We start from the raw sequence: 22,891 nt of genomic DNA on the forward strand, positions 1-22,891 counted from the left end.
ACTATTTTTTTTAGATTTTCGTAAAGATAAATTTTTAATTTTAAATTATAGTTATAAAGACTATTACTAAGTTTTGTTTTTTATTTTAAAACACTGGTCATATATTTAAATTTATTTTGGTGATTATTATGAAAGTATCTATAAATATATCATCCAAGAAAGATTATGAAATATACAAAACACTATTTGTTGAAGATAAAAAAGAGATTCCTAATGATAAATATCTTATAGATGATGCCTTAAAATATCTAAGAAAATATTATGATAAAAACAAAATGCAATTTAGAAGAAAAAGGAAAAAGAGAGCAACAATTCCTGTTGAGTTATTTAAAATATTTGTCTTAACAACATACAACAAGCTAAAAAACTGTGGTTCTGAGATAACACTGTATGATTTAGGTTATGAATTTGGAAAATCCTTAGATATAAAAACATTTAGAGAATTAAAAAAATTTTTCTCAGTAAATAATTTAGGTAAAGTTAAAATAATAAAAAGAAAACCATTAACTATTAAAATAGAAGAATGTGCATTTTGTGAAGATATTGAAAAAGATGAACCAATATGTTACTTTGATGCAGGTTTATTAGCAGGAATTATAGAAAATATTTTAAATAAGAAGGTAGTTGTAGATGAAGTTAAATGTATGGCACAGGGTTATGATGGCTGTTATTTTGAAGTTGAAGAAATAAAGGAATAATTATGATTGAGGAATTGGAAAAAAAATTGAAGCCATTAGGTGAAGTTAGTTTAATAGGTTGTGGAAGGTTAGGAGTTAGAGTAGCTTTTGATTTATTGGAAGTGCATAGAGGAGGAGTAAAAAAACTTTATATTTTTGACTCAGCTAAGATAGATGAGAATGACATTATTCATAGAAAATTAGGGGGAAAAGTTGGAGAATATAAGGTAGATTTTGCTAAAAGATTTTTTAATGAGAGAGTTGAAGCATATAGAGTAGATATAAATGAAGATAATTTAAATTTAATTAAGGGAAATGTAGCTATTATTTGCATAGCTGGTGGAGACACATTAAAGATAACAAAAAAGATAGTTGAATATTGCTTTAATAACAATATAAAACCTATTGGAACTAATGGAGTTTTTGGTATTGAAGAGAATGTTAAAGTTTCTGATGCAAAATATACAAGAGGTCCAGCTAAGTTGCTAAATTTAGATAAAGAAGGTTTTACTGTTGTGGGAACAGAGAGATTTATAAAAGATTTTTTACCAATAACTCCATACACATTAGATGAAATGGCAAAAAAGATAGTTTTAGAGACATTAAAAGTTATTTATGGTAAATATGGATATGTCTAATTAAATTCTTATGTATATATATCTTAAATAAATTTTTTAGCTCTAAATCTAACTTAACAAATCTGTTGTATGCAAAAACAAAGTAGCCATCATCTTTTAGAACATCAATTAAAATGTTTAAAATCTTTTCAATCTCTCCTTTTTTAGCAGTTGATATACCATAAGGAGGGTCTGTGATAATAGCATCTACCTTGTCAATTCCCAAGTTATTTAAAAACTCTTTTATATTTTTTGAATCTAAGCACTCTACTTTTATAACTCTATCTAATAAATTATATTCCTCTAAGTTTATCAAAGTCCCTTTTGCCATTCTCCAATCTATATCTACTCCAATTAATTTAGCTCCTAATAATCCTGCCTCTATTAAAAATCCTCCTGTCCCACAAAATGGGTCTAAAACAATATCTCCCTCTTTTACTCTTGCTAAATTTACCATAGCCCTTGCTAACTTTGGCAGAATACATCCTGGATGGAAGAATTTTCTTAAATGAGGTCTATTTTTTTTAAAATATTCTCTGTCTCTTTGAGCTATAACCTTTCCTAAAATAATTCTATTTCTTAAAAAAACTACTTTTATTAAATTATCTGGATTGCTTAAATTTACTTTTGCATTTGTTTTCTCTTTAATTATTCTTCCCACTTCTCTCTCAACATCTAAGCTATTTATGTCTTTACAGTATTCCTTATCTAATTTTAGAGTTCTAACTGCAAATGAACCATTTATTTGAAAATTTAAATTATTTATGTTGTTATAAAATTCATTCAAATTTAAGTTATTGTGGATATATAGAATTTCATGGCTTTCATCTATGTATCCAGCTCTATCAACTATCTCTTTTCCATAACTTTCTTTTGTTATTACATATCTTCCTAACCTATGTATTGAATTTTTATAATTATACAATTCTAAAAGTGCTTTTAACTCTTCATAAGGTAAAGATTTATGCTCACCACTTAGCTTATAACCTACTCTCATTTTATCACTTAAAAAATAGAAATTTCAACAAGTTAAATCCAAATTTGTTTTTTAAATAATCAAAAACATGAGATGTAATTTTTGCCTGTTCTTCAATATCTCCATATTTATTTATATAATCAATAATTTCACTATCTTTTAACTTATTAAAAATTTTATCTAATGTTTTATTATCTAATCTATATATTATCTTCCTCAACCATAAACCTTTTTTTATATCATCTCCAAAAACTCTCTTCCATTCTCTATCATAATTTTTTAAATTTTCTTCTCCATTTAAATAATCTGTTATTATATTTCCAGCAATTTTTCCAGCTAATGTTGAGTAGTATATACCTCCTCCACTTAGTGGTTTTACATGACATGCAGCATCTCCAACTAATAATAAATTATCTCTGACAGACCTATTTATATATCCTATTGGTAAAGCCCCAGAAGAGAACTCAATTGGTGTAGCTTTTTTAAGTATATCTTTTGCTACTGGATGATTCTCTATAAAATTAATTAAATTGTTGTGTGCATTTCCTTTGGATAATAATCCTACTCTAACTCTATCCTTTCCCATTGGGATAATCCAAATAAAAAAATTTTCTGTATATTTCTTATCAAAGAATATATAGACAAAGTCATCATCAACAGATACATTTACAAATTCAAATTGACAGCTTGATAGAATTTCTCTATCTTTATTTTTTATTAAATTAGCTTTTTTTCCTATTGTTGATTTAACTCCATCAGCTCCAACTACAACCTTTGGTTTAAAGGTATATTCTTCATCAAAGTGTTTAACTTTAACAATATAATTATTTTTTTCTCTCTCAACTGTTGCATAAGCTTTTAAAAGATAATCACATTTTTTAGCAGTTTTTATAGCAATATCTTTATCCATTACTTTCCTTTCATATACATGTGCTTTAATCTCTTTACTCTCAATTTCTAACATACTATTTTTTGAATATATATAAGCTCCTCTAACCTTATTAACCAATCCTTTTGGAAAATCTAATTCCTTAGCTGCTCTAACACTAATAATTCCTGCACATTGTAGAGGAGTTCCAATAGATTTATGCTCCTCAACAATTAACACATTTCCCTTAATAAATCTCCCAGTTATTGAGCCAGCAATTCCCCCACCAATAATAACAACATCATACAAATCTTCTCACCAAAAATTTAATATTACAAAGCTAATATATTATAGAACAGAATATAAATATTCTGAAAAATCTATTTCTGATAATTTAAATGGTGAGAATGATGTCAAAAGTAATAACTAAATTCAGTGGTAAAGGTATATTACTAAATCAATATACTTTAAAAAATCCTGCTTTAAAATGGGAAAAATTAGAGATTATTTTATATGATGATAGTATTGAATTTATATTTCCAAATAAAAAGATGAGAATTAAATTAGAGTATATTGAAGATATTGGTGTAGAACTACCAAGAAAAGCTATAGAAATTGCAAAATCTGCATTAGAAGATATTACATACCATTCATCCATAATTTTCAATCCACCAGAAATGGAAAAAACAATGGTTGGTTTTGCTCCTGAAACTTCTATGTATGGTAGAAAACCACTTGATGCATTCTTAAGTAAGTTGTTTTATGTCCTTTTACACAAAAAACCTGTAAAAATACAGTATGCTGCAATGAAAGGAGGTTCTTTAGACCCAAATGCAAAATGGGAAGATGGGCAACTATACTTTATACAAAAGAAATCATCTGTTGGAGGTAGTAAAGAAATTTTAGTGGTTGTAGTATTTGAAGAAGAAAAACCTAAGGTATATAATGTATTTACAAATATAGAAGCAATGAGATTAAAAGAGAAAGTTATTGATGGAGAAACAGTTGAGGCATTAGAAATTAAACAAGTAAAAAACAATGAAAGTATAACATCATACTTATATACTGATAATAAAACAAGATTATTTATTTTAAGATATTTAGCAAATCTTACAAAATATAAACATGCTGTAAAAGATTTATTACCAAAATCTGAAGATGAAATAATATCTGAATTTGCTGCTGAGGCATTCTCAGGAGAAAAAATTAAAAGTGAAATTGAAAAATTAAAACCTGAGGAACAAGAGATTTTAGTAGCTCTATACACTGGAATATCTTCATTAGAACTACCCACTATGTTGGGAATGGATGTAGATGAAGTAGAGAGAATATTAGATGACTTAATTGATAAAGGTTTATTAAGATTAGTTAGAGTTAGAAAAGAAGTTGAATTAAGTGAGAAAGGTAGAGCTATAACTAACTACTTAGTTTCCAACTTCTAAATTATTATTTAATTTTTCTACAAACTTTCCAAATATAATTATAGAATAAAAAGATAACAAACCAGAGATATATAAAGAAAATAAATAGATAATTATATTCTTAATAAAGATAGGGATAATTAAAACAAAAAAACTTAGAAGGACTAAGATACTAATTATAAAATAAGTTATAATCAATTCTTTAAAATATCCTTTTAAATACTCTAAAAATTCTTTTTTAAATAGCACAATCTTATTGTATGTTTTTAGATACTTCAAAGAAAAAGGTAAAAGTAATAATGTTATTTTAAGTATTATCAATGAGATTATTATTAAAAATACATCAATATAGATATTTAAGAAGTTTTTATTTGCCAATATATATAGTTCAATATCTAAAATTCCAATAAACATCAATATTAATGGAATTAGTATATATAAGAACATAACTACAAATACTTTAATCCCTAAGATAAATCTTCTAAAAAAATCTATTCTTGGAGTGACATCTATAAGAAAGCTTAAACACCAAAAGTTTAATATTGGAACATTTATGAGAATTCCACCCAATAGCAAGATTTTTAATAATTTCAAAAAACTCACCTAAGAAAATTATGATTAAAGATATAGCATTTGAATTAGTAAGTAGTATTGTTATTGGATTGATTGTTGGTTATATATTAGCCAAACATTTTAACAACAATATATTTATTCCTATATTTTTTATACTTGGAGTTATTTCTGGATTTTATAGAATTTACAAGTTTGTTAAAAATATTGAGCAATAAAAATTTTATAATAAAATTTTATATATAATATATAAGACAAAATTTTGGTGATTATTATGAATTTTATAAAATCAAAGAAAGGGGCAATAGGGATAGGAACATTGATAATTTTTATAGCGTTGGTATTAGTTGCGTCAATAGCGGCTGCGGTAATTATAACCACAGCAGCAAACTTACAACACAAAGCAGCAAGAGTAGGTCAGGAATCTACCAAACAAGTCGCAAGTGGGCTCCAAGTTTTAAATGTTTATGGATATACATTTGATAAGCAGAAAATAGATAGAATGCTCATCATTGTAACTCCAAATGTTGGAGGAGAAATTGACTTAAGTACTACAATAGTAACAATCTCTAATGGTGTAAAAAAAGTATCCTTAGTTTATTACAACGGTTCATACTACTATGACTCAGCAATAGAAGGAATTGATGGATTATTTACTTCAACTGTAGCAAATGATAGTGTTTGGACTCCATTAGCTAATGCCATAACAGATGATAATGCATACTTCGGAGTTATAGTTATCCAAGATGCAGATGGTTCAACTAATAATACAGCTCATCCAACTATAAACTTTGGAGATAAAGTAGCTTTAGCTATAGATTTAGATAAAATAGGATTACCAATATATCCAAGACAACATATTTATGGAGAGGTTATTCCAGAATATGGTGCTTCAGGAATTATTGACTTCTATGCTCCATCATCATTTAATACAAATGTAGTTGTTTTACAATAAAAATCTTAATTTTTTAATCATTTATTTATTTGATTTTCAATTTAATAAAAATTCTTTTTTTGGTGTTGTTTATGAAAATTGTTCCATTAGCTTGTGAGAGTTTAGGAGTCAGAAGTATGGCTACTTATGTTGAAACAGATAATTTAAAAATAGTAATTGACCCAGGAGTTGCTATAGCTCCAGATAGATACAGATTAGAGCCAAATGAAGAAGAATTTAGAAGATTGAAAGAATTAAGAGAAATAATAAATAAATGTTGCTTAGATTCTGATATAATAATCATTTCTCACTACCATTATGACCACTACACTCCATTTTTTGATGATATTTATTTGGAATCAAAAGATTATGCCTCTAAGATATATAAAGATAAAATTTTATTAATTAAGCATCCTGAAGAATTTATAAATGAAAGCCAAAGAAAAAGGGCCAAAGAATTTTTAGAAAATGTTAAAAACTTAGCTAAAAAAATAGAGTATGCAGATGGAAAAGAATTTAAATTTGGAAATACAAGGATAAAATTCTCTAAACCAATACCTCATGGAAAAGATGATAAATTAGGATATGTTATTATGACCTTAATAGATGATAATAAGACAAAATTTTTACACACATCAGATATTCAAGGAATTCTGTATGAAGATGTTATGGACTTTATTTTAAAAGAGAAACCAAATATTATATATTTAGGAGGGCCACCAACATATCTAATGTTTAGGTATGGAAAGAAAAACTTAGAGAAAACAAATAAGTTTTTAAAGGAAATTGTAGAAAAATTGAATCCTATAATTATTATAGACCATCATCTCCTTAGAGACAAAAAATTTAGAGAGAAGATTGATATTGAGTTTAAAACTTCTGCTGAATTCTTAGGAAAGGATAATATTTTATTAGAGGCTTATAGAAAAGATATAAGAAATGGAAAAATAAAGTTTTAGGAGGGATTAGATGTTTAAACCAGAGGAGATAATTGAAACTATTAAAATGATTAAATTGGAGAACTTAGATTTAAGAACTGTAACTTTGGGAATATCTTTGTTAGATTGCTCAACTGATGATATTGATAAGTTAAAAGAAAACATATACAATAAAATTGTTTCTTCAGCTGAAAATTTAGTTCCAGTATGTATAAAAGTAGAAGAAAAATATGGTGTCCCAATAGTTAATAAGAGGATATCTGTAACACCAATATCATTAATTGTTGGGAGAGCTATAAAAGATTTTGAATATGAAGAAAGAATAAAATGCTTAGTTGAGATAGGAAAAACATTAGATAAAGCAGCTAAGGAGGTAGGTGTTGATTTTTTAGGGGGATATTCTGCATTAGTTCATAAAGATTCTACTTTTGCTGATAAGGCATTAATTGATTCTATTCCATACATGATGGAAAAAACTGAAAGAGTGTGCTCTTCTATAAATGTTGCTTCTACAAAAACTGGAATAAATATGGATGCTGTAAAGAGGATGGGAGAAATAATAAAAGAGACTGCATATAGGACAGAGAAAGCTATTGGTTGTGCTAAACTTGTTGTATTTGCAAATGTTCCTGAAGATAATCCATTTATGGCTGGAGCATTTCATGGAGTTGGAGAAGGAGACAAGGCTATAAATATTGGAATATCTGGACCAGGAGTTGTTAGGGCAGTTGTAGAAAGATTAAAAGATGCTGATTTAGGAACATTGGCAAATGAAATTAAAAAGACAGCATTTAAGATTACAAGAGTTGGAGAACTAATTGGTAGGGAAGTTTCTAAAGAACTAAATGTTAAATTTGGAATAATTGATTTATCATTAGCTCCTACACCAGCAAAAGGAGATAGTGTAGCTAATATCTTAGAAGCTATGGGATTAGAGAAATGTGGAACACATGGAACAACAGCAGCATTAGCTTTATTAAATGATGCTGTTAAAAAAGGAGGAGCTATGGCAACAAGTTATGTAGGAGGTTTAAGTGGAGCTTTCATCCCTGTAAGTGAAGATAGTGGGATGGTAGAGGCAGTTAAAGCTGGGGCTTTAAGTTTAGATAAGTTGGAAGCAATGACTTGTGTATGTTCTGTTGGTATAGATATGGTAGCAATTCCAGGGGATACTCCAGCAACAACAATATCAGCAATTATAGCAGATGAGATGGCTATTGGAGTTATAAACAACAAGACAACTGCTGTGAGAATTATTCCTATTCCAAATGCTAAGGAAGGAGATGAAGTAGATTATGGAGGATTGTTAGGGAAAGCTATTGTTATGAAAGTAAATAAATATTCTTCTGAGAAGTTTATAAAAAGAGGAGGAAGAATTCCAGCACCAATACAAGCATTAACTAATTAATAACTAATTAATAGAGTGAGAATATGGAACTATTTTTTAAACTTAAAGAAAAAATAAAAGAAAAGGATGTTATAACTCCAAAAGAGATGGCTATAATTGATGACAATGCAGAATACTTAGGAGTTAGCAAACTACAACTTATGGAAAATGCTGGAAAGGCAGTTTATGATGAAATTAAAAATATTAATAAATATCCTATTATCTTCTGTGGGACTGGAAACAATGGAGGAGATGGTTTTGTTGTTGCAAGATTTTTGAATAGAGGAGAAGTTATTTTATTGGGTAAGGAAGAGGATATAAAAACTTATGAAGCAAGAGAAAACTTCAAAATATTAAAAAATCTTTCTATCTTTGGAAATATAAAAGTTAGGGAAGTTAAACAACTTAATGAGTTAGAAGATATATTCAAAAGGTTAGAAAAAGATGATATTTTAGTTGTTGATGCTATGCTTGGTACTGGTGTTAGAGGAGAATTAAGAGAGCCATATAAAACTGTTGTTGAAAAAATAAACTTATGTAAAGAAAAAAACAAAAATTTATATGTTGTAAGTGTTGATATTGAGACAGGAGATTTAAAATCTGATTTAGTTGTAACTTTCCATAAGAAAAAAACAATTAACAAAAAAGAGCCTGTTGTTAAAGAGATAGGCATTCCAAAAGAAGCTGAGTATATTGTTGGTTTTGGAGATTTAAGAGCTTTAAATAAAGAAAGAGGCAAACATAAAGGAAAGAATGGAAAGGTATTAATTGTTGGAGGAAGTAAGGATTATTTTGGAGCTCCTATTTTATCTGGATTAGTAAGTTTAAAATTTGTTGATTTAGTTGGGATTTTCTCAGTTAAGAAGGTTATAGAAAAAATAGAGAATCCACAATTTATTTGTTACTCAGTTGATGATGAGTATCTCTCAGTTGATTGTTTAGATTATCTCTTAGATATTTCTAAAAAGTATGATGTTATTGTATTGGGAAATGGTTTAGGAATTAATGAAAAAACTAAGGAATTTGTAAATAAATTCTTAGAGGAAACCAATAAAAAGGTTGTTATTGATGCAGATGCTATAAAAATGATTGATTATGAAAAATTTGAATTTGAAGATAGATTTATATTTACACCACATAAAAAAGAATTTGAATATATAAAATTTAATATTGAAGAGCTTTATTCAACAATACTTTTAAAAGGTGAAAAAGATATAATATTTAACTGTGAAAATATAAAAATAAATATAACTGGAAATTCTGGACTTACAAAAGGAGGAACTGGAGATGTTTTAGCTGGATTAACTGGCTCATTATTTGTTAAAAATGATGCCTTCCTTTCTGCATGTTGTTCAGCATTTATATTGGGATATGCTGGTGATTTATTATTAAAAGAAAAAGGATACAACTATACAACTTTGGAAGTTATTGAAAAGATTCCTAATGTTATAAAGTTGTTTATGTGAAAGTATGAAAGCTGATTTACATATTCATTCTAAGTATTCTGGTGTTGGAGGATATTGGAAATTAAAATATTTGGATTCAGTTGAAGAACCAAGAACAATATTAAAATATGCTAAAAAGAAAGGTTTAGATGTTATTGCTGTAACTGACCACAACACTATAAAAGGAGGAATAGAGACAAAAAAATTATCTAAGGAGTTTGGAATAGATGTTATTGTTGGTTCAGAAATAATGTCAAAAGATGGAGAGATAATTGGGCTGTTTTTAAATGAAGAAATACCAAAAGGATTATCTGCTGAGGAAACTATTGAATTAATTAAAGAGCAAGGAGGTTTAGCTATAGCACCCCATCCATATAGCCCAATATGCAAAGCGTTGGGAGACAAGATTTTTGAGTTAGATTTGGATGGAGTTGAAGTGTTTAATGCATATCATAGAGATGGAATAATAAATAACATTGCATTAAGTAAAGTTATAAAAAACTATCATAAAAAGCCATTTGCATTTATTGGAAGTAGTGATGCACATATATCTAAAATGATAGGTAATGCATATACACTATTTGAGGGAAATTCAGTAGATGATTTATATAAAGCTATAAAGAATAGAAGAACATCATTTTATGGAAAACCAACACCTCTTCATCAAATAATATTATGGAGCTATAAGGTTGTATATGAAGGAGAGAAAAAGCTTTTAAAATCTTTTATATTGGAGGAAAATATAAAGTTCTATAAAAAAGTTTTAGGAGTTGTTAGTGGAGCTATATATTTAACAACACCACTCCCTATAATATCAGGAATTTTAGGGAATTACTACTTAAAATGGAAAGCTAAAAGAGTATTTTCAAACCTTACTCTTTAATAATTTCTACACCATATCTAACAACATTGTCATTCATTAAGTATTCTCTATACTCACAAATCTTTCTTAATGTAGTTAATATTTTCCAGGAATATTCTCTATCAACTAATGTATTTAAAAATGCTCTAATATCATAAGAATTTTTTATAGTATATTTATCATAACAATCAGTTGAGACAACAACAGGAGTATCATATTTTTTAGCTAATTTTAGATTTCTTCTAAAAAATATGAGTTGTCTTGCTCTTTCATATGCATCTTTTTTTAATAGATATCCAAAATTTATCTCAATAGCTACTCTATGCTCACTGGCAAATCTTGCTAAAACATGGTCTATTCCACTATCTAATCTATTTAATTCAGGAGTTGAAAGAATATCAACATCATGCATCTCTACTGCATATCTGTTTATATCTAAGTTTCCTCCTTCAACCATTACAATATGACACTTATCTCTAAACTTTTTTACTTTCTTTCTAAGTTCTTTCTTTTTTTCAGCTCTTATCTTTACTCCACAATACACTTTTAAGTTTAATCTCTTAGCTATTTCACTAACTTCATAATATTTGTCTTTGGAAAAATCTTCACAATACTGATAATAAACAAAACCATTCCAATTAAATTTTTTAAATAGTTTTAAATCTTCCTCATTATTTAAAGTATTTATGTCCATTACCATTATTACCATTGTTAATGCTCTCTACTAAATTTAATAAATATTTAAGATGTCCATTTTGGTCAATATAGAACATAATTTTATCTACAATATCATTATCATAATTTTTTAACAATCTATATATAATTAATGCTTTTAGACAATTGGATTCTAAATTTTTGTCTATATATGCTATTTGTTTTATTAGTTTATCTATAACTATTATTTCTTCTAATTCATTTTTACCATTAGGGTCATTATCACATAACATTGTATCACAATAAATAATTATGGTAAGTCATCATTAATATAATTTATTTGCAATTTTCTATATAGATGCTTATGTAGGTTTTTGTAGAAACTCTATTGCACAATATATATTAAAATATTTATTAAAATTGTAAATATGTGTATATTAGATTTACTAATATTATGTGTGGATATTAAATTTTATATTATGTCCATACAAAAACAATAAAGCTGAGGCAGTAAGTTTTTTACTTTTGTTTGTATATTTTTTACCATTAATTTCTATTGAAAATTTTTTGTTATCAACAATATCAACATCAAAGAATATATTTTCAAACTCTTCAAATATTGCATCTTTTAATGGATTAAAAGTTTTTAACTCTTTATATGTGAGCTCTTTAACAATAAATCCAGTATATCCATGGAGTGAGTTAATAACTCTCAGTAATCTAATATCATCTTCCATAACTTTCTTATCTAACTCAATACTCTTCAATTCTTCAATAGTTTTATATATTTTATTTTGTGTAGTTTCCTTATATTTCTTTATAATGCTTTCTAAATTTTTATTATTAAGAAATTTTTTTTCATTCTTTATTATTCCTTTTTCCTTTAATTTTTTGGCTATTCTTCTTCTCCAACCAAATCCAACATTTTTTAATGTTAAGTTCTCTCCCAATATATATGATGTTAAAAATCTTCTTTCATCTTTTGAGTAATGTTCAATAATCTCTTTAATATTTTCATTTTTAGGAGAGAGATATATATGGTATCCTCTATTACCACTAAAAACTATTTTTATATCTTCTTCATCAAATCCAAAGTCAGGAAATAAAAACTCTTCAATTAAATAAAGAGTTTGCTTTTTTCCTTCTTCTAAGCAATATTTGCATATCCAATTGTCATCATGATTACATCTCTTAGTTTTCTTAATATCCAAATCAAAGGCAATCTCTCTTCTAATAACTCCCTTCTTATCAGCACCACCTGAATTAGAAGGATATCTCATTATTGCCAATGATTTATATATATGATAAGGAACAATATTTAAAATCCAACTTTTATATTCTTTCTCATTTTTAAAAGATATGTTTCTATTATCAACTTTATTCTTTTTTCCATATCCAAATTCTCTATACTCAATAAACTCTGGAACTTCTAAAATATTGTTTTTTATAGCATATAGATAATATTTTTTATACAATCTGTTTATTATATTCTCCATAAATCTCACAGGTGAAAATTTTGATTTTAGGTTTAGATATTGGTGGAGCTAATACTAAAATAACTCTCTTAGATAATAACTCTTATCATATAGAATCTAAATATTTGCCTTTTTGGAAAGATAAGGAAAAATTAAAAGATATTTTGAAAGATTATAATCCTGACTATGTAGGATTAGTTTTTACAGCAGAATTAGCTGATTGCTATAAAACAAAAAAAGAAGGAGTTTTAGATATTATAACCAAAATCAAAAGTGTATTTAATTGCCCAATATATATTTTAGATGTTAATGGTAATTTTTTAACACCTGAGGAAGCTATAAAAAACTATTTAAATGTTTCTGCGAGTAATTGGGTTGCATCAGCTAAATTTATCTCTGAATTTGTTAAAGAGAGTTGTATATTTGTAGATATGGGCTCAACAACAACAGATATAATTCCCATAAAAGATAAAAATATATTAGCTGAAAAAACAGATTTAGATAGATTGATGAATAATCAACTCCTCTATGTAGGGACTTTAAGGACTCCACTACATTTTTTAGCTAATAAAATAAAATTTAGAAATAGATTAACAAATATATCCTCTGAATATTTTTCAATAACAGCAGACATTTCCTTAATTTTAGGTAAGATATCTATTGATGATTATACATGTGATACTCCTGACAATGGAAAAAAAGATTTAGATGGATGTTTAACAAGATTAGCAAGGGTTTTATGTGCTGATAGAGAGTTAATATGTGATGATGAACTAATTTACTTGGCAAAAACCTTTTACAATAAACTTATAAACCTAATTAAAGAGGAAGTAGATAGTAATATAAAGAGATATAATATAGATGATATAGTTATAACTGGTTTGGGAGAGGAGATATTAAAAGATGCTTTAAAAGGATATAATATAGTATCAATAAAAGAAAAATACAATAAGGAGGTGTCATTAGCTTTACCAAGTTTTTCTGTTGCTAATCTATTAAAACTATTTCTTGATTCCAAAGAAGTTAATCATTCCAATTAATTCCTCAAAAGCTTTAATTTCAAATTCAATGGCTTCCTTTTTTGAATAACTGCCACTAATTTCTCCATCTAATGTTAAGCTTTCTACTCCCCTAACAACTATCCTATCTTTTCCATCCCTTCTTAAAATTTCCTCAGCTACATTTGTATGGACAAATGCATTAGCGGGAATAAAGACAGTATCTTTAACCTCTCTTAAATCTATTTTTTCTAAATCTTTGGATGTTATTAAATCAGCTATATCTTTATTAACTTTAACAACATTTACATCAGTATTTTCAAATATTTTATTTAAGTAAGGATAAGCTATCTTTCCTGTTATTATAGTTGCTTCTCCTTCAACTTTATCTCTCAATTTTTCTAAAATTTTTTCTTCCTTTGCAATAGCAAATGGTGTATTTGTTACTGGGTCATATAGAGGAGTTCCTGAAACTCTTATATAATCTCCAAATTCTTCATAAACTTTCTTAACAATATTTTTAAATTCTTCAACTGAATGTGTCTTTAAACCTTCAATTATTGGGGCATTTCCTAAAATTAAGCCCTGTTCTTCTGTATTTGCAAATCTCATTAATATAACTGCCTTAGCTCCCCAATCTACTAAATCACTTATAGTCTTAAAAAGTTCTTCTCCATCATTTACTCCTGGAATAACAATTATAGCACAATGAACTTCACAATTTTCACAAAAATATTTTAAGCATTTTAAAGCTGTTTCAGCATTTTTATCATTCATCCATTCTTTTCTTAACTTTGGATTTGTTGAAAAGACAGAAAAAGTGACTTCATCAACACCATAATCAACTAAATTTTTTGCTATCTCTTCATTATTAAAACCTTTGCCAGATGTATAACCTAAATGGATTTTTAAATTAAAGTTAGATATTGCTTTACATAAATCTTCCAAAAATGGATAACAACTTACATCCCCTCCAGCTGTTAAAGAAACTTTTTTATATCTCTTAAAAATTAAAGAACTTTGTAAATTCATCAAAACCATAGGAATTGGTAAAAAATCTCCATTAATTTCTCTAACTGAGTATGTACAGTATTCACAACCTACTGTAAATTGGCAATACTTACAACCTAAGGGATATAAATTATTTTTATCTAACTTTCTAAAATAGCAAAACTTACAAAATCCATTGCAATTAACTCCTGGCTCCCCTTTTAAGTCTAATAATAACCTACTCTCCATATCTATCCCAAGAAATAAAAAATTAAAAATTAAATATTATAATTTAATTTTGCTCCTCTTCTCCATATAATATATTAGCTATTTCTCTTAATGTGTCAATACCTCTTGCCTCTGTTTTTAAGAGTGGGACATAAGCAATAACTTTGTCACCAAATTTTTCCTTAATCTCTTCTAATCTTCTTAGTTGCAACTCCCTCCTTGCTCTACAAAATTCACATTGAACATTTTCAGGGATAAGTTGATTTACTATAACTGCATCTATTGGGATACCAAATTTTTGAAGAGCTTTCATTGCTCTCTCACTTTCTAATATACTCATCTCCTCAGGAATAACTACCAATCTAAAAGCTGTTCTTTCAGGATTTGACAATATAGCTCTTGCCTTCTCTATTCTCTTTTTCATCTCCTCTAAATCTTTCAGCATCTTGTCATAGTCAATATCCTCATCCTTCCCACCAAAAGGAAGGAATCTTTTCATCATCTTCATAAATCCACTCATCTGTTTCTTAATTTTAATTAATCTTGTCATATACTTATCCATTATCTCAGGCATACTTAAAAATCTCAAAGTATGTCCTGTTGGAGCAGTATCAAAAATTACTACATCAAACTCATTACTATCCATATACTTTAAAAATGCATCAAAAGCAGCAGATTCATCAGTTCCAGGTGCAAGTGAAGCCATTTCCAACTGCTCTTCTAATAAATCTCCCAACATAGGATTTTCTTCAATTTGAGCTTTTAATTTTTCTTTATACTCTTCCATTGCCTTTTCTGGGTCTATCTCAACAACATATAGATTATCTACACCTTTAACAGGAGTAGGTTCATGACCAAACTCTTGCTCAAAAATATCTCTTAAAGAATGAGCTGGGTCAGTTGAAACAATAACAGTTTTATATCCTTTTTCAGCTAAATAAACACCAGTTGCAGCACTCATTGTAGTTTTTCCAACTCCTCCTTTTCCTCCAAACATAATATACTTTGTTCCACTATCTTTTTTTAATTTCTTTTCAGTTATATCTCTTAATGTATTTTTTATTTTTGATAACATAACTATCACTCCTATAAAATTTGTCTTTATTTTAATAAAGCCATGATGTATATATAGGTAAGTTTGATAATGAATGCTATATAGTAATTAAGATTAAACTTAAAAAATTAAATAATTATTGTAAATGAAAATGAATTATAGAAATAATAAAAATAATAAAATCAAGTTAAATGGGAATTTTTATGCTAATAAAGTCCAAATTTTTAGTTGGTGAAGATTTTGAAATTAAAGAGGGAACTATAATTATTGAAGATGGAGAAATTAAAGGATTTACAAATGAAAAGGAAGATTTAAAAGTTAATGGACTATTTATTCCGGGAGTAATAAATGCTCATACTCACATAGCAGACAATATAATAAAAGATATTGGTGTTAATAAAACTTTGGATGAATTGGTTAAGCCTCCAAATGGACTAAAACATAAATATTTAAAAGTTCTCTCAAATGAAGATATAAAAAGAGGGATTTTATATGGATTAAAAGATTTAGAAGATTTTGGTGTTAAAATTTTTTGTGATTTTAGAGAAAATGGATTAGATGGAGTTAAACTTTTAAAAGAGTGTTTGAATAAGAGTAAAGTCAAAGGAGTTGTTTTAGGAAGACCATCAAGCTTAGAAGAATGCAAAGAGATATTAAAGATAGCTGATGGTATAAATTTAAGTGGTGCAAATGAAAACTCAGATAATTTTCTAAAAGCTGTTTATAAAGAATGCTTAAAAAACAATAAACTTTTTGGGATACATGTAGCTGAGCATAAAGAAGCAGTAGAATTTAGCTTAAAAAAATATAATAAAACTGAATTAGAGAGATTAATTGATTTAGGAGTTATACCATCATTTATAGTTCATGGAGTCCATCTTACAGATAATGATATTTCTATCTTAGAAGAGAAAAATATTCCTATTGTATTATGTGTTAGAGCAAATCTATATTTAAATGTTGGGATACCTAATTTAGAGAAATTAAAAAATTTAACTCTTGGCTTAGGAACAGATAATTTTATGATAAACTCTCCATCTATATTTAGAGAAATGGAATATATTTTTAGATTGTATCATTTAGAACCAAAAGAAATTTTAAGAATGGCTACTATAAACAATGCAAAAATATTAAATCTTGATAAAATAGGATTAATTGAGGAAGGATACAAACCAATCTTTACTATTATAAAAGAAAATGCTTTTTTATTTAGTAAAGATATTGTTGCTTCATTGTTTAGGGTTGAAAAAGGAGATATTATAAATCTTAATATAATATATTAAAATTAATTATACCTATAAGTATTTATTTTAGATTGTTAGGAAATTTATAATATAAGATAAAAATTTTGGTGATAAGATGGTAAAGTTTGGAATAGAGTTTGTTCCTAATGAACCAATACAAAAATTATGCTACTATGTTAAATTAGCAGAAGATAATGGATTTGAGTACTGTTGGATAACTGACCACTACAACAACAGATATGTCTACATGGCATTAACAGCTATCGCAATGAACACAAATAAAATTAAATTAGGTCCTGGAGTTACAAATCCATATACAAGAAATGTAGCAGTAACTGCATCTGCAATAGCTACATTAGATAAACTCTCAGGAGGTAGAGCTGTTTTAGGAATAGGTCCAGGAGATAAAGCTACATTTGATACATTAGGAATTGAGTGGGTTAAACCAGTTACTACATTAAAGGAAAGTGTTGAAGTTATAAGAAAATTATTAGCAGGAGAAAGAGTTTCTTTTGATGGAAAAATTGTTAAATTAGCTGGAGCAGCATTAGCAGTTAAACCACACTCAAATGTTCCAGTTTATATTGGAGCACAAGGACCAAAAATGTTAGAAACTGCTGGAGCTATTGGAGATGGAGTATTAATTAATGCTTCAAATCCAAAAGACTTTGAAGCAGCTATTCCATTAATTAAGAAAGGGGCTGAATCTGCTGGTAAGAAAATAGAAGATATAGATGTTGCTGCTTATGCATGTATGTCAGTTGATAAAAAATCAGAAAAAGCTAAACAAGCTGCTGTTCCAGTTGTTGCATTCATAGCAGCTGGTTCTCCACCAGTTGTATTAGAAAGACATGGAATTGATAAAGAAAAAGTAGAAAAAATAAGAGAAGCATTGAAGAAAGGGGACTTTGGAACTGCATTTGGATTAGTTGATGATGATATGTTAGAGGCATTCTCAATATATGGAACACCTGAAGAAGTTGTTGAGAAATGTAAGAAACTCTTAGATATTGGAGTTACACAAATAGTTGCAGGTTCTCCAATAGGACCAAACAAAGAAACTGCTATTAAATTAATTGGTAAAAAAGTTATTCCAGCATTAAAAGAGTAAATTTTATTATCTATTTTTTAATTTTTTAATTATATATAGTTATATAGCAGATGGTTAGATATGGATATATTAAATAAGTTAAATATAAAAATTGATGAACTCATTGATAGTGCTTTAATGTTGTATGTTGGAGAAAAGAATGAGATTCCAAAAGTTAAAGAAAAGTTAGAGAAAATTATTATAGATAGTTTAAATAATCCAAATGTATCAGTTTTATTGATAGCTGCTTTTTTATTAGATAAAGAAGGAAAAAAAGGGAACCTTCCATTTAATTATCATGATGACCCAAACTATATTTATGTTGATGAAGTTATTGGCTTAGCTATTGCAAATGAAATAGCAGGGACAAAAGCTATATTTAATTTTAGATTCTATGATAAGCATAAACCTGGAGTTATTGGTAAGTTGGATAGAGAAGGTTATATGTTTTTAGATGATGCAATTGCTGGATTGTTGGCTGGATGTATGAGCAAAGTATTTGAAAAATAAAAATTTTTGGTGAAAAAATATGCTAAAAGCAATAGAGAAGTTTTTTGAGTTTGAAAAGTATAATACTAATATAAAAATTGAGACATTAGCAGGACTAACAACTTTTATGACTATGGCTTATATTATCTTTGTGAATCCAGCAATACTTTCAAAGACAGGAATGGACTTTGGAGCTGTTATGGTTGCTACTTGCTTAGCATCAGCAATAGCTACTTTTATAATGGGTGTTTATGCAAGATATCCTTTTGCCTTAGCACCTGGAATGGGATTAAATGCTTATTTTACTTATGGAGTTTGTTTAGGGATGGGAATTGATTGGAGAGTTGCATTAGGAGCAGTCTTTATTTCAGGTGTTTTGTTTGTTATTTTAACATTAACAAAAATTAGAAGTTGGATTTTTAATGTTATTCCTAATGCTATTAAGTATGGAACTGCTGTTGGTATTGGATTGTTTATAGCTTTTATAGGGTTAAAAGCTGCTGGAATTATTGTAGCAAGTAAAGCAACTTATGTTACATTAGGTAATCTTTTAAATCCAACAACAGCATTGGCAATGTTTGGGATATTATTAACAGCTATCTTAGTTAGTAGAAATGTTATAGGAGGAATACTATTAGGAATAATAATAACTTCTTTAATAGGGATGATTTTAGGATTATCCCCATTCCCTGATGGAATAGTTTCTTTACCTCCTTCAATTGCTCCAACATTTATGAAATTAGATGTTATTGGAGCTTTAAATTTAGGATTATTAACAATTGTCTTAGCTTTCTTCTTTGTTGATTTGTTTGATACATTAGGAACATTATCAGCATTAGCCTCTCAAGCAGGATATTTAGATAAAGATGGAAAATTACCAAGAATAGAAAAAGCTTTAATGGCAGATTCTACTGGGACTGTTGTAGGTTCAATATTAGGAACTTCAACTGTAACAACATATATAGAATCTGCCTCTGGAATTGCTGTTGGTGGAAGAACAGGATTTGTTGCAGTTGTAGTTTCAATATTGTTCTTATTGTCAATATTCTTTTATCCATTAGTTAAAGCAATTCCAGAATATGCAACAGCATCAGCTTTGGTTATAGTTGGAGCTTTAATGATGAAGGCAATAAAATACATTGATTTTGATGACTATACAGAGGGAATTCCTGCATTTATAACACTCTTAACAATTCCTTTAACATTTAGTATTGCAAATGGTTTAGCTCTTGGATTTATTTCATATGTTGTCCTAAAAGTATTTACTGGGAAATACAAAGAGGTTCATTGGTTAGTTTATATCTTAGCAGGAATATTTGCTTTAAGATTTATTTATCTTGGTCATTAAGCTAAATATACTAAAAAAATTTTTATTATCATTTATCATTATATTTTTAATAAAAAATCTGGGTTTGTTATGAGAGGGCAGATAGCAATAGATGCTATTTTAGCAGTATTGTTTTTGTTATTGGTAAGTACTGTATTATCCTATACAATAATCTTTAACTCAAAAGAGACAACTTACTCATTATTAGCAGATAGATTTTCAGATATTGCTGATACTATTGATAACTATATTTTATTATCTTACTCCCAACAAAAAAATATAACAATTGTTTTAAAACCTGTTGGAACTTTAACTTACTCAGTTTATATTAAAAATTATGTTATTGATGTTGATAGTCCCATATACATTAAAATTGTTCCTTATGAAGATGGAGTAAAGTTAGAGAATGTTAATACCTCAACAATAGATGTAGGGAATAGAGTTGTTATAATTCACAATAGTATAAACATATCAAAACCTTTAAAGGTTAAGATATATTAGCTATTGTTCTTACATATCCTCCTCCATCTCCAACAGGGACAGTTTGTCCATTTTTTCCACAGTATCCAATATTCAGCTCAAAATCCTTAGTTACTGCATCAACTTTAAATAATATGTCTAAAATCTCTCCACTTAATCCAGCATCTCTTAAATTATCTCTTAATTCACCATTTTCTATTAATCTTGCTTCAACTGCTGAAAATTGGAAAATACCTTTTCCAGTATCTACTTGTCCTCCTCTTGAACCAATTAATAAAATTCCATTCCTTGTATCTTCTATTAACTCATCTAAATTCCAATCTCCTGGTTTTATGTAGGTGTTGCTCATTCTAACAATTGGTTTATTTAATCCTTCTGCTCTACCATTTCCTGTTAATTCAGCATCTAATCTTCCAGCTGTTTCTCTACTATGCAAATAACTCTTTAATATACCTTTTTCAATAATTACAGTTTCTTTTCCTTTAACACCTTCATCATCATATTTATATGAGCCAAAACCATCTTTTATAGTTGGGTTATCTATGATAGTTACATATTCACTACCTACTTCTTCACCTAATTTATCTTTAAATACACTATCATTTTGTAAAACCAAATCTGCTTCAGCAGCATGTCCAACAGCTTCATGTATAAATACTCCTGCTAATTCTGGATTCAATATAACTTTAAACTCACCTTTTGGGCATTTTTTAGCATTTAATAATCTTAAAACTCTATCTTTTGCCTCTTTTGCTTTATTTAGATAGTTGTCTAAAATTATTTTAAAATCAACTCCTCCAACTCTTTCAGAGGAAAATTGTAAATTTCCATTTTCCTCTGCAACACAATTCATTCCTAAATAACATCCATATTTTATACTTTCAATACAGCTCCCTTCACTGTTTAAAAAAATCTTTTTGGAGTAGCCATCAGAATAACTGACAGTTACACTTTTAATTTTATCATCTTTTAATTCACTATATGTATTAAATAAAATCTCTTCTTTATCTTTGATATCCACATCAGTAGGTTTTATTTTTCCGGAAATTTCATATTTATCTTTTATAGCTTTATATTCTTTAAATTTTACCTCTTTATTTGAGTATTCATTTGATAGTTTTGCCATCTTATAAGCTTTCTCAATTAGTTCATTTATATTATTTATTTTATTTGAAAGAGCAAAACCCCAACCATTTTTATACAAAACTCTTACAGAAACTCCATAACTTACTCCTGAACTAATCTCCTCAATATTTCCATCTTTTAATATCAAATTATTACTTTCAGATTGAGCTATTCTAACATCTACATAATCCCCAATATCTAAATTTATCTTATCTATATCTATGTTCATAAATCTCACCAAAAAATAATATAATCTAATTTTAAAAATATCTTTTTAAGATATAAGATTTAAGTGATTACTTATGGACTCTTTTGAAAAGCTTAAAGATAAGTATAAAGGAAAAAGGATAGTTTTAGCATATTCTGGTGGAATAGATAGCTTAGTTTTAGCTATCTTATTGAGTGAAGTAGCTAATATTCTAAATGTATTCATAAAAACTCCCTATATATCTAACTATTCATTAAAAAATGCTATAAGGTTAGCAGAAAAATACAAATTAAATCTTAGAGTAATTAATATAAATGAAATAATAAAAAATGATAAATATAGATGTTACTATTGCAAGAAGATGTTTTTTGAAACTTTAAATGAGATAAAGGATACTGAGAACCATGATTTAGTTGTTGATGGAACTAACTATGATGATATATTTGAAGATAGAAAAGGTTTAAAAGCTAAGGAAGAGTTAAATGTAGTTTCTCCCTATGTAGAATTTAAAATTAGGAAAAGAGATATTTTAGATTATGCCAAAAACAACAATATTGAAATTCCTCCAAAAGAAACATGTCTATTAACAAGATTTTATAGAGAGGTAGATTTAGAGGACATAAAGAAAGTTGAAATCTTAGAGGAGTTTTTAAGAAATTTTACAGAAGGAGCTATAAGGTTAAGAGATTACATAGATTATTGTATATTAGAAGTAGAATATCCCGAAGATATATTTAAGAATAGAGATAAGATTTTAAATCATTTAAAAAAATACTATAAGAAAGTTTTACTAAACTTAGAAAAATATCAATGAATTTAAATTATTTTTAATAA

The 22,891-nt window shown here is 27.5% G+C and carries 25 protein-coding genes; 16 read left to right on the top strand and 9 right to left on the bottom strand.

The window, feature by feature from the left end:
* Positions 1–128: 128 nt before the first annotated feature.
* Entirely contained in the window at positions 129–698 is a 570-nt protein-coding gene (locus ACPB8Q_RS02150) for a V4R domain-containing protein (protein ID WP_423793031.1), read from the top strand.
* On the top strand, positions 698–1,315 hold the full coding sequence (locus ACPB8Q_RS02155) for a ThiF family adenylyltransferase (RefSeq protein WP_423793394.1): 618 nt from the start codon (positions 698–700) through the stop codon (positions 1,313–1,315). The genes ACPB8Q_RS02150 and ACPB8Q_RS02155 overlap by 1 nt, the downstream gene beginning before the upstream one ends.
* Here the strand turns inward: ACPB8Q_RS02155 and ACPB8Q_RS02160 are convergent.
* Positions 1,287–2,291 carry a TIGR01177 family methyltransferase gene (locus tag ACPB8Q_RS02160; protein WP_423793032.1) on the bottom strand — a complete coding sequence of 335 codons (1,005 nt, stop codon included), beginning with the start codon at positions 2,289–2,291 and terminating at the stop codon, positions 1,287–1,289. The genes ACPB8Q_RS02155 and ACPB8Q_RS02160 overlap by 29 nt on opposite strands.
* A gap of 4 nt (positions 2,292–2,295) precedes the next feature.
* Positions 2,296–3,447: a geranylgeranyl reductase family protein gene (locus tag ACPB8Q_RS02165; RefSeq protein ID WP_423793034.1), complete on the bottom strand. Its 1,152-nt coding sequence runs from the start codon at positions 3,445–3,447 to the stop codon at positions 2,296–2,298.
* A gap of 98 nt (positions 3,448–3,545) precedes the next feature.
* Between ACPB8Q_RS02165 and ACPB8Q_RS02170 the strand changes: the two genes are divergently transcribed.
* Complete coding sequence (locus tag ACPB8Q_RS02170; protein ID WP_423793035.1) at positions 3,546–4,580, top strand: CheF family chemotaxis protein; 1,035 nt, start codon at positions 3,546–3,548, stop codon at positions 4,578–4,580.
* Here the strand turns inward: ACPB8Q_RS02170 and ACPB8Q_RS02175 are convergent.
* Positions 4,563–5,153 (bottom strand): hypothetical protein, encoded by a 591-nt coding sequence (locus ACPB8Q_RS02175; protein ID WP_423793036.1) that lies wholly within the window; start codon positions 5,151–5,153, stop codon positions 4,563–4,565. The genes ACPB8Q_RS02170 and ACPB8Q_RS02175 overlap by 18 nt on opposite strands.
* 20 nt (positions 5,154–5,173) lie before the next feature.
* Between ACPB8Q_RS02175 and ACPB8Q_RS02180 the strand changes: the two genes are divergently transcribed.
* The 6 genes from ACPB8Q_RS02180 to ACPB8Q_RS02205 all read left to right on the top strand — a co-directional run bounded on the left by ACPB8Q_RS02180 (position 5,174) and on the right by ACPB8Q_RS02205 (position 10,716).
* Complete coding sequence (locus ACPB8Q_RS02180) at positions 5,174–5,347, top strand: AtpZ/AtpI family protein (RefSeq protein WP_423793037.1); 174 nt, start codon at positions 5,174–5,176, stop codon at positions 5,345–5,347.
* 56 nt (positions 5,348–5,403) lie between these two features.
* Positions 5,404–6,084 (top strand): flagellin, encoded by a 681-nt coding sequence (locus ACPB8Q_RS02185; protein WP_423793038.1) that lies wholly within the window; start codon positions 5,404–5,406, stop codon positions 6,082–6,084.
* A 71-nt stretch (positions 6,085–6,155) separates the two neighbouring features.
* A complete protein-coding gene (locus ACPB8Q_RS02190; RefSeq protein ID WP_423793039.1) occupies positions 6,156–7,022 on the top strand; it encodes an MBL fold metallo-hydrolase in 867 nt (288 codons plus the stop codon).
* A 10-nt stretch (positions 7,023–7,032) separates the two neighbouring features.
* Positions 7,033–8,409 (top strand): PFL family protein, encoded by a 1,377-nt coding sequence (locus ACPB8Q_RS02195; protein ID WP_423793040.1) that lies wholly within the window; start codon positions 7,033–7,035, stop codon positions 8,407–8,409.
* Positions 8,410–8,432: 23 nt separating this feature from the next.
* Positions 8,433–9,854, top strand: coding sequence for an NAD(P)H-hydrate dehydratase (locus ACPB8Q_RS02200; protein WP_423793041.1), 1,422 nt, complete (start codon positions 8,433–8,435; stop codon positions 9,852–9,854).
* A gap of 4 nt (positions 9,855–9,858) precedes the next feature.
* Complete coding sequence (locus ACPB8Q_RS02205; protein WP_423793042.1) at positions 9,859–10,716, top strand: PHP-associated domain-containing protein; 858 nt, start codon at positions 9,859–9,861, stop codon at positions 10,714–10,716.
* Here the strand turns inward: ACPB8Q_RS02205 and rnp3 are convergent.
* The 3 genes from rnp3 to priS all read right to left on the bottom strand — a co-directional run bounded on the left by rnp3 (position 10,706) and on the right by priS (position 12,845).
* Positions 10,706–11,395: a ribonuclease P protein component 3 gene (gene rnp3, locus ACPB8Q_RS02210; RefSeq protein WP_423793395.1), complete on the bottom strand. Its 690-nt coding sequence runs from the start codon at positions 11,393–11,395 to the stop codon at positions 10,706–10,708. The two genes, ACPB8Q_RS02205 and rnp3, sit on opposite strands and share 11 nt — an antisense overlap.
* A complete protein-coding gene (locus ACPB8Q_RS02215; RefSeq protein WP_423793043.1) occupies positions 11,367–11,642 on the bottom strand; it encodes a hypothetical protein in 276 nt (91 codons plus the stop codon). The genes rnp3 and ACPB8Q_RS02215 overlap by 29 nt, the downstream gene beginning before the upstream one ends.
* Positions 11,643–11,801: 159 nt before the next feature.
* Positions 11,802–12,845 carry a DNA primase catalytic subunit PriS gene (gene priS, locus ACPB8Q_RS02220; RefSeq protein ID WP_423793044.1) on the bottom strand — a complete coding sequence of 348 codons (1,044 nt, stop codon included), beginning with the start codon at positions 12,843–12,845 and terminating at the stop codon, positions 11,802–11,804.
* Positions 12,846–12,865: 20 nt separating this feature from the next.
* On the opposite strand from priS, the gene mfnF reads away from it, so the two are divergent.
* Positions 12,866–13,864, top strand: coding sequence for a (4-{4-[2-(gamma-L-glutamylamino)ethyl]phenoxymethyl}furan-2-yl)methanamine synthase (mfnF, locus tag ACPB8Q_RS02225; protein WP_423793045.1), 999 nt, complete (start codon positions 12,866–12,868; stop codon positions 13,862–13,864).
* Here the strand turns inward: mfnF and mmp10 are convergent.
* Both mmp10 and ACPB8Q_RS02235 read right to left on the bottom strand, forming a co-directional pair.
* Complete coding sequence (mmp10, locus tag ACPB8Q_RS02230) at positions 13,826–15,061, bottom strand: methyl coenzyme M reductase-arginine methyltransferase Mmp10 (RefSeq protein ID WP_423793046.1); 1,236 nt, start codon at positions 15,059–15,061, stop codon at positions 13,826–13,828. The two genes, mfnF and mmp10, sit on opposite strands and share 39 nt — an antisense overlap.
* A 43-nt stretch (positions 15,062–15,104) precedes the next feature.
* The gene (locus ACPB8Q_RS02235) at positions 15,105–16,115 is read right to left on the bottom strand and encodes a TRC40/GET3/ArsA family transport-energizing ATPase (protein WP_423793047.1); all 1,011 of its coding nucleotides are present in this window, start codon (positions 16,113–16,115) and stop codon (positions 15,105–15,107) included.
* Between the two features lie 182 nt (positions 16,116–16,297).
* Here ACPB8Q_RS02235 and ACPB8Q_RS02240 point away from each other — a divergent pair, with 182 nt between their 5' ends.
* The 5 genes from ACPB8Q_RS02240 to ACPB8Q_RS02260 all read left to right on the top strand — a co-directional run bounded on the left by ACPB8Q_RS02240 (position 16,298) and on the right by ACPB8Q_RS02260 (position 20,745).
* Positions 16,298–17,377 (top strand): amidohydrolase family protein, encoded by a 1,080-nt coding sequence (locus tag ACPB8Q_RS02240; protein WP_423793048.1) that lies wholly within the window; start codon positions 16,298–16,300, stop codon positions 17,375–17,377.
* Positions 17,378–17,453: 76 nt separating this feature from the next.
* Positions 17,454–18,449, top strand: coding sequence for a 5,10-methylenetetrahydromethanopterin reductase (gene mer / locus ACPB8Q_RS02245; RefSeq protein WP_423793049.1), 996 nt, complete (start codon positions 17,454–17,456; stop codon positions 18,447–18,449).
* A 60-nt stretch (positions 18,450–18,509) separates the two neighbouring features.
* Positions 18,510–18,938, top strand: a complete 429-nt coding sequence (locus ACPB8Q_RS02250) for a phosphatidylglycerophosphatase A (RefSeq protein ID WP_423793050.1) — start codon at positions 18,510–18,512, stop codon at positions 18,936–18,938.
* Positions 18,939–18,957: 19 nt separating this feature from the next.
* On the top strand, positions 18,958–20,265 hold the full coding sequence (locus ACPB8Q_RS02255) for an NCS2 family permease (protein ID WP_423793051.1): 1,308 nt from the start codon (positions 18,958–18,960) through the stop codon (positions 20,263–20,265).
* Between the two features lie 69 nt (positions 20,266–20,334).
* Positions 20,335–20,745, top strand: a complete 411-nt coding sequence (locus tag ACPB8Q_RS02260) for a hypothetical protein (RefSeq protein ID WP_423793052.1) — start codon at positions 20,335–20,337, stop codon at positions 20,743–20,745.
* Here the strand turns inward: ACPB8Q_RS02260 and ACPB8Q_RS02265 are convergent.
* Complete coding sequence (locus tag ACPB8Q_RS02265) at positions 20,732–22,078, bottom strand: TldD/PmbA family protein (protein ID WP_423793053.1); 1,347 nt, start codon at positions 22,076–22,078, stop codon at positions 20,732–20,734. The genes ACPB8Q_RS02260 and ACPB8Q_RS02265 overlap by 14 nt on opposite strands.
* Positions 22,079–22,151: 73 nt before the next feature.
* Between ACPB8Q_RS02265 and larE the strand changes: the two genes are divergently transcribed.
* Positions 22,152–22,871, top strand: a complete 720-nt coding sequence (gene larE / locus ACPB8Q_RS02270; RefSeq protein WP_423793054.1) for an ATP-dependent sacrificial sulfur transferase LarE — start codon at positions 22,152–22,154, stop codon at positions 22,869–22,871.
* Positions 22,872–22,891: the final 20 nt, after the last annotated feature.

It is taken from the genome of Methanocaldococcus indicus (assembly GCF_049554935.1).
GTDB classification, from domain to species: domain Archaea; phylum AGJL01; class Methanococci; order Methanococcales; family Methanocaldococcaceae; genus Methanocaldococcus; species Methanocaldococcus indicus.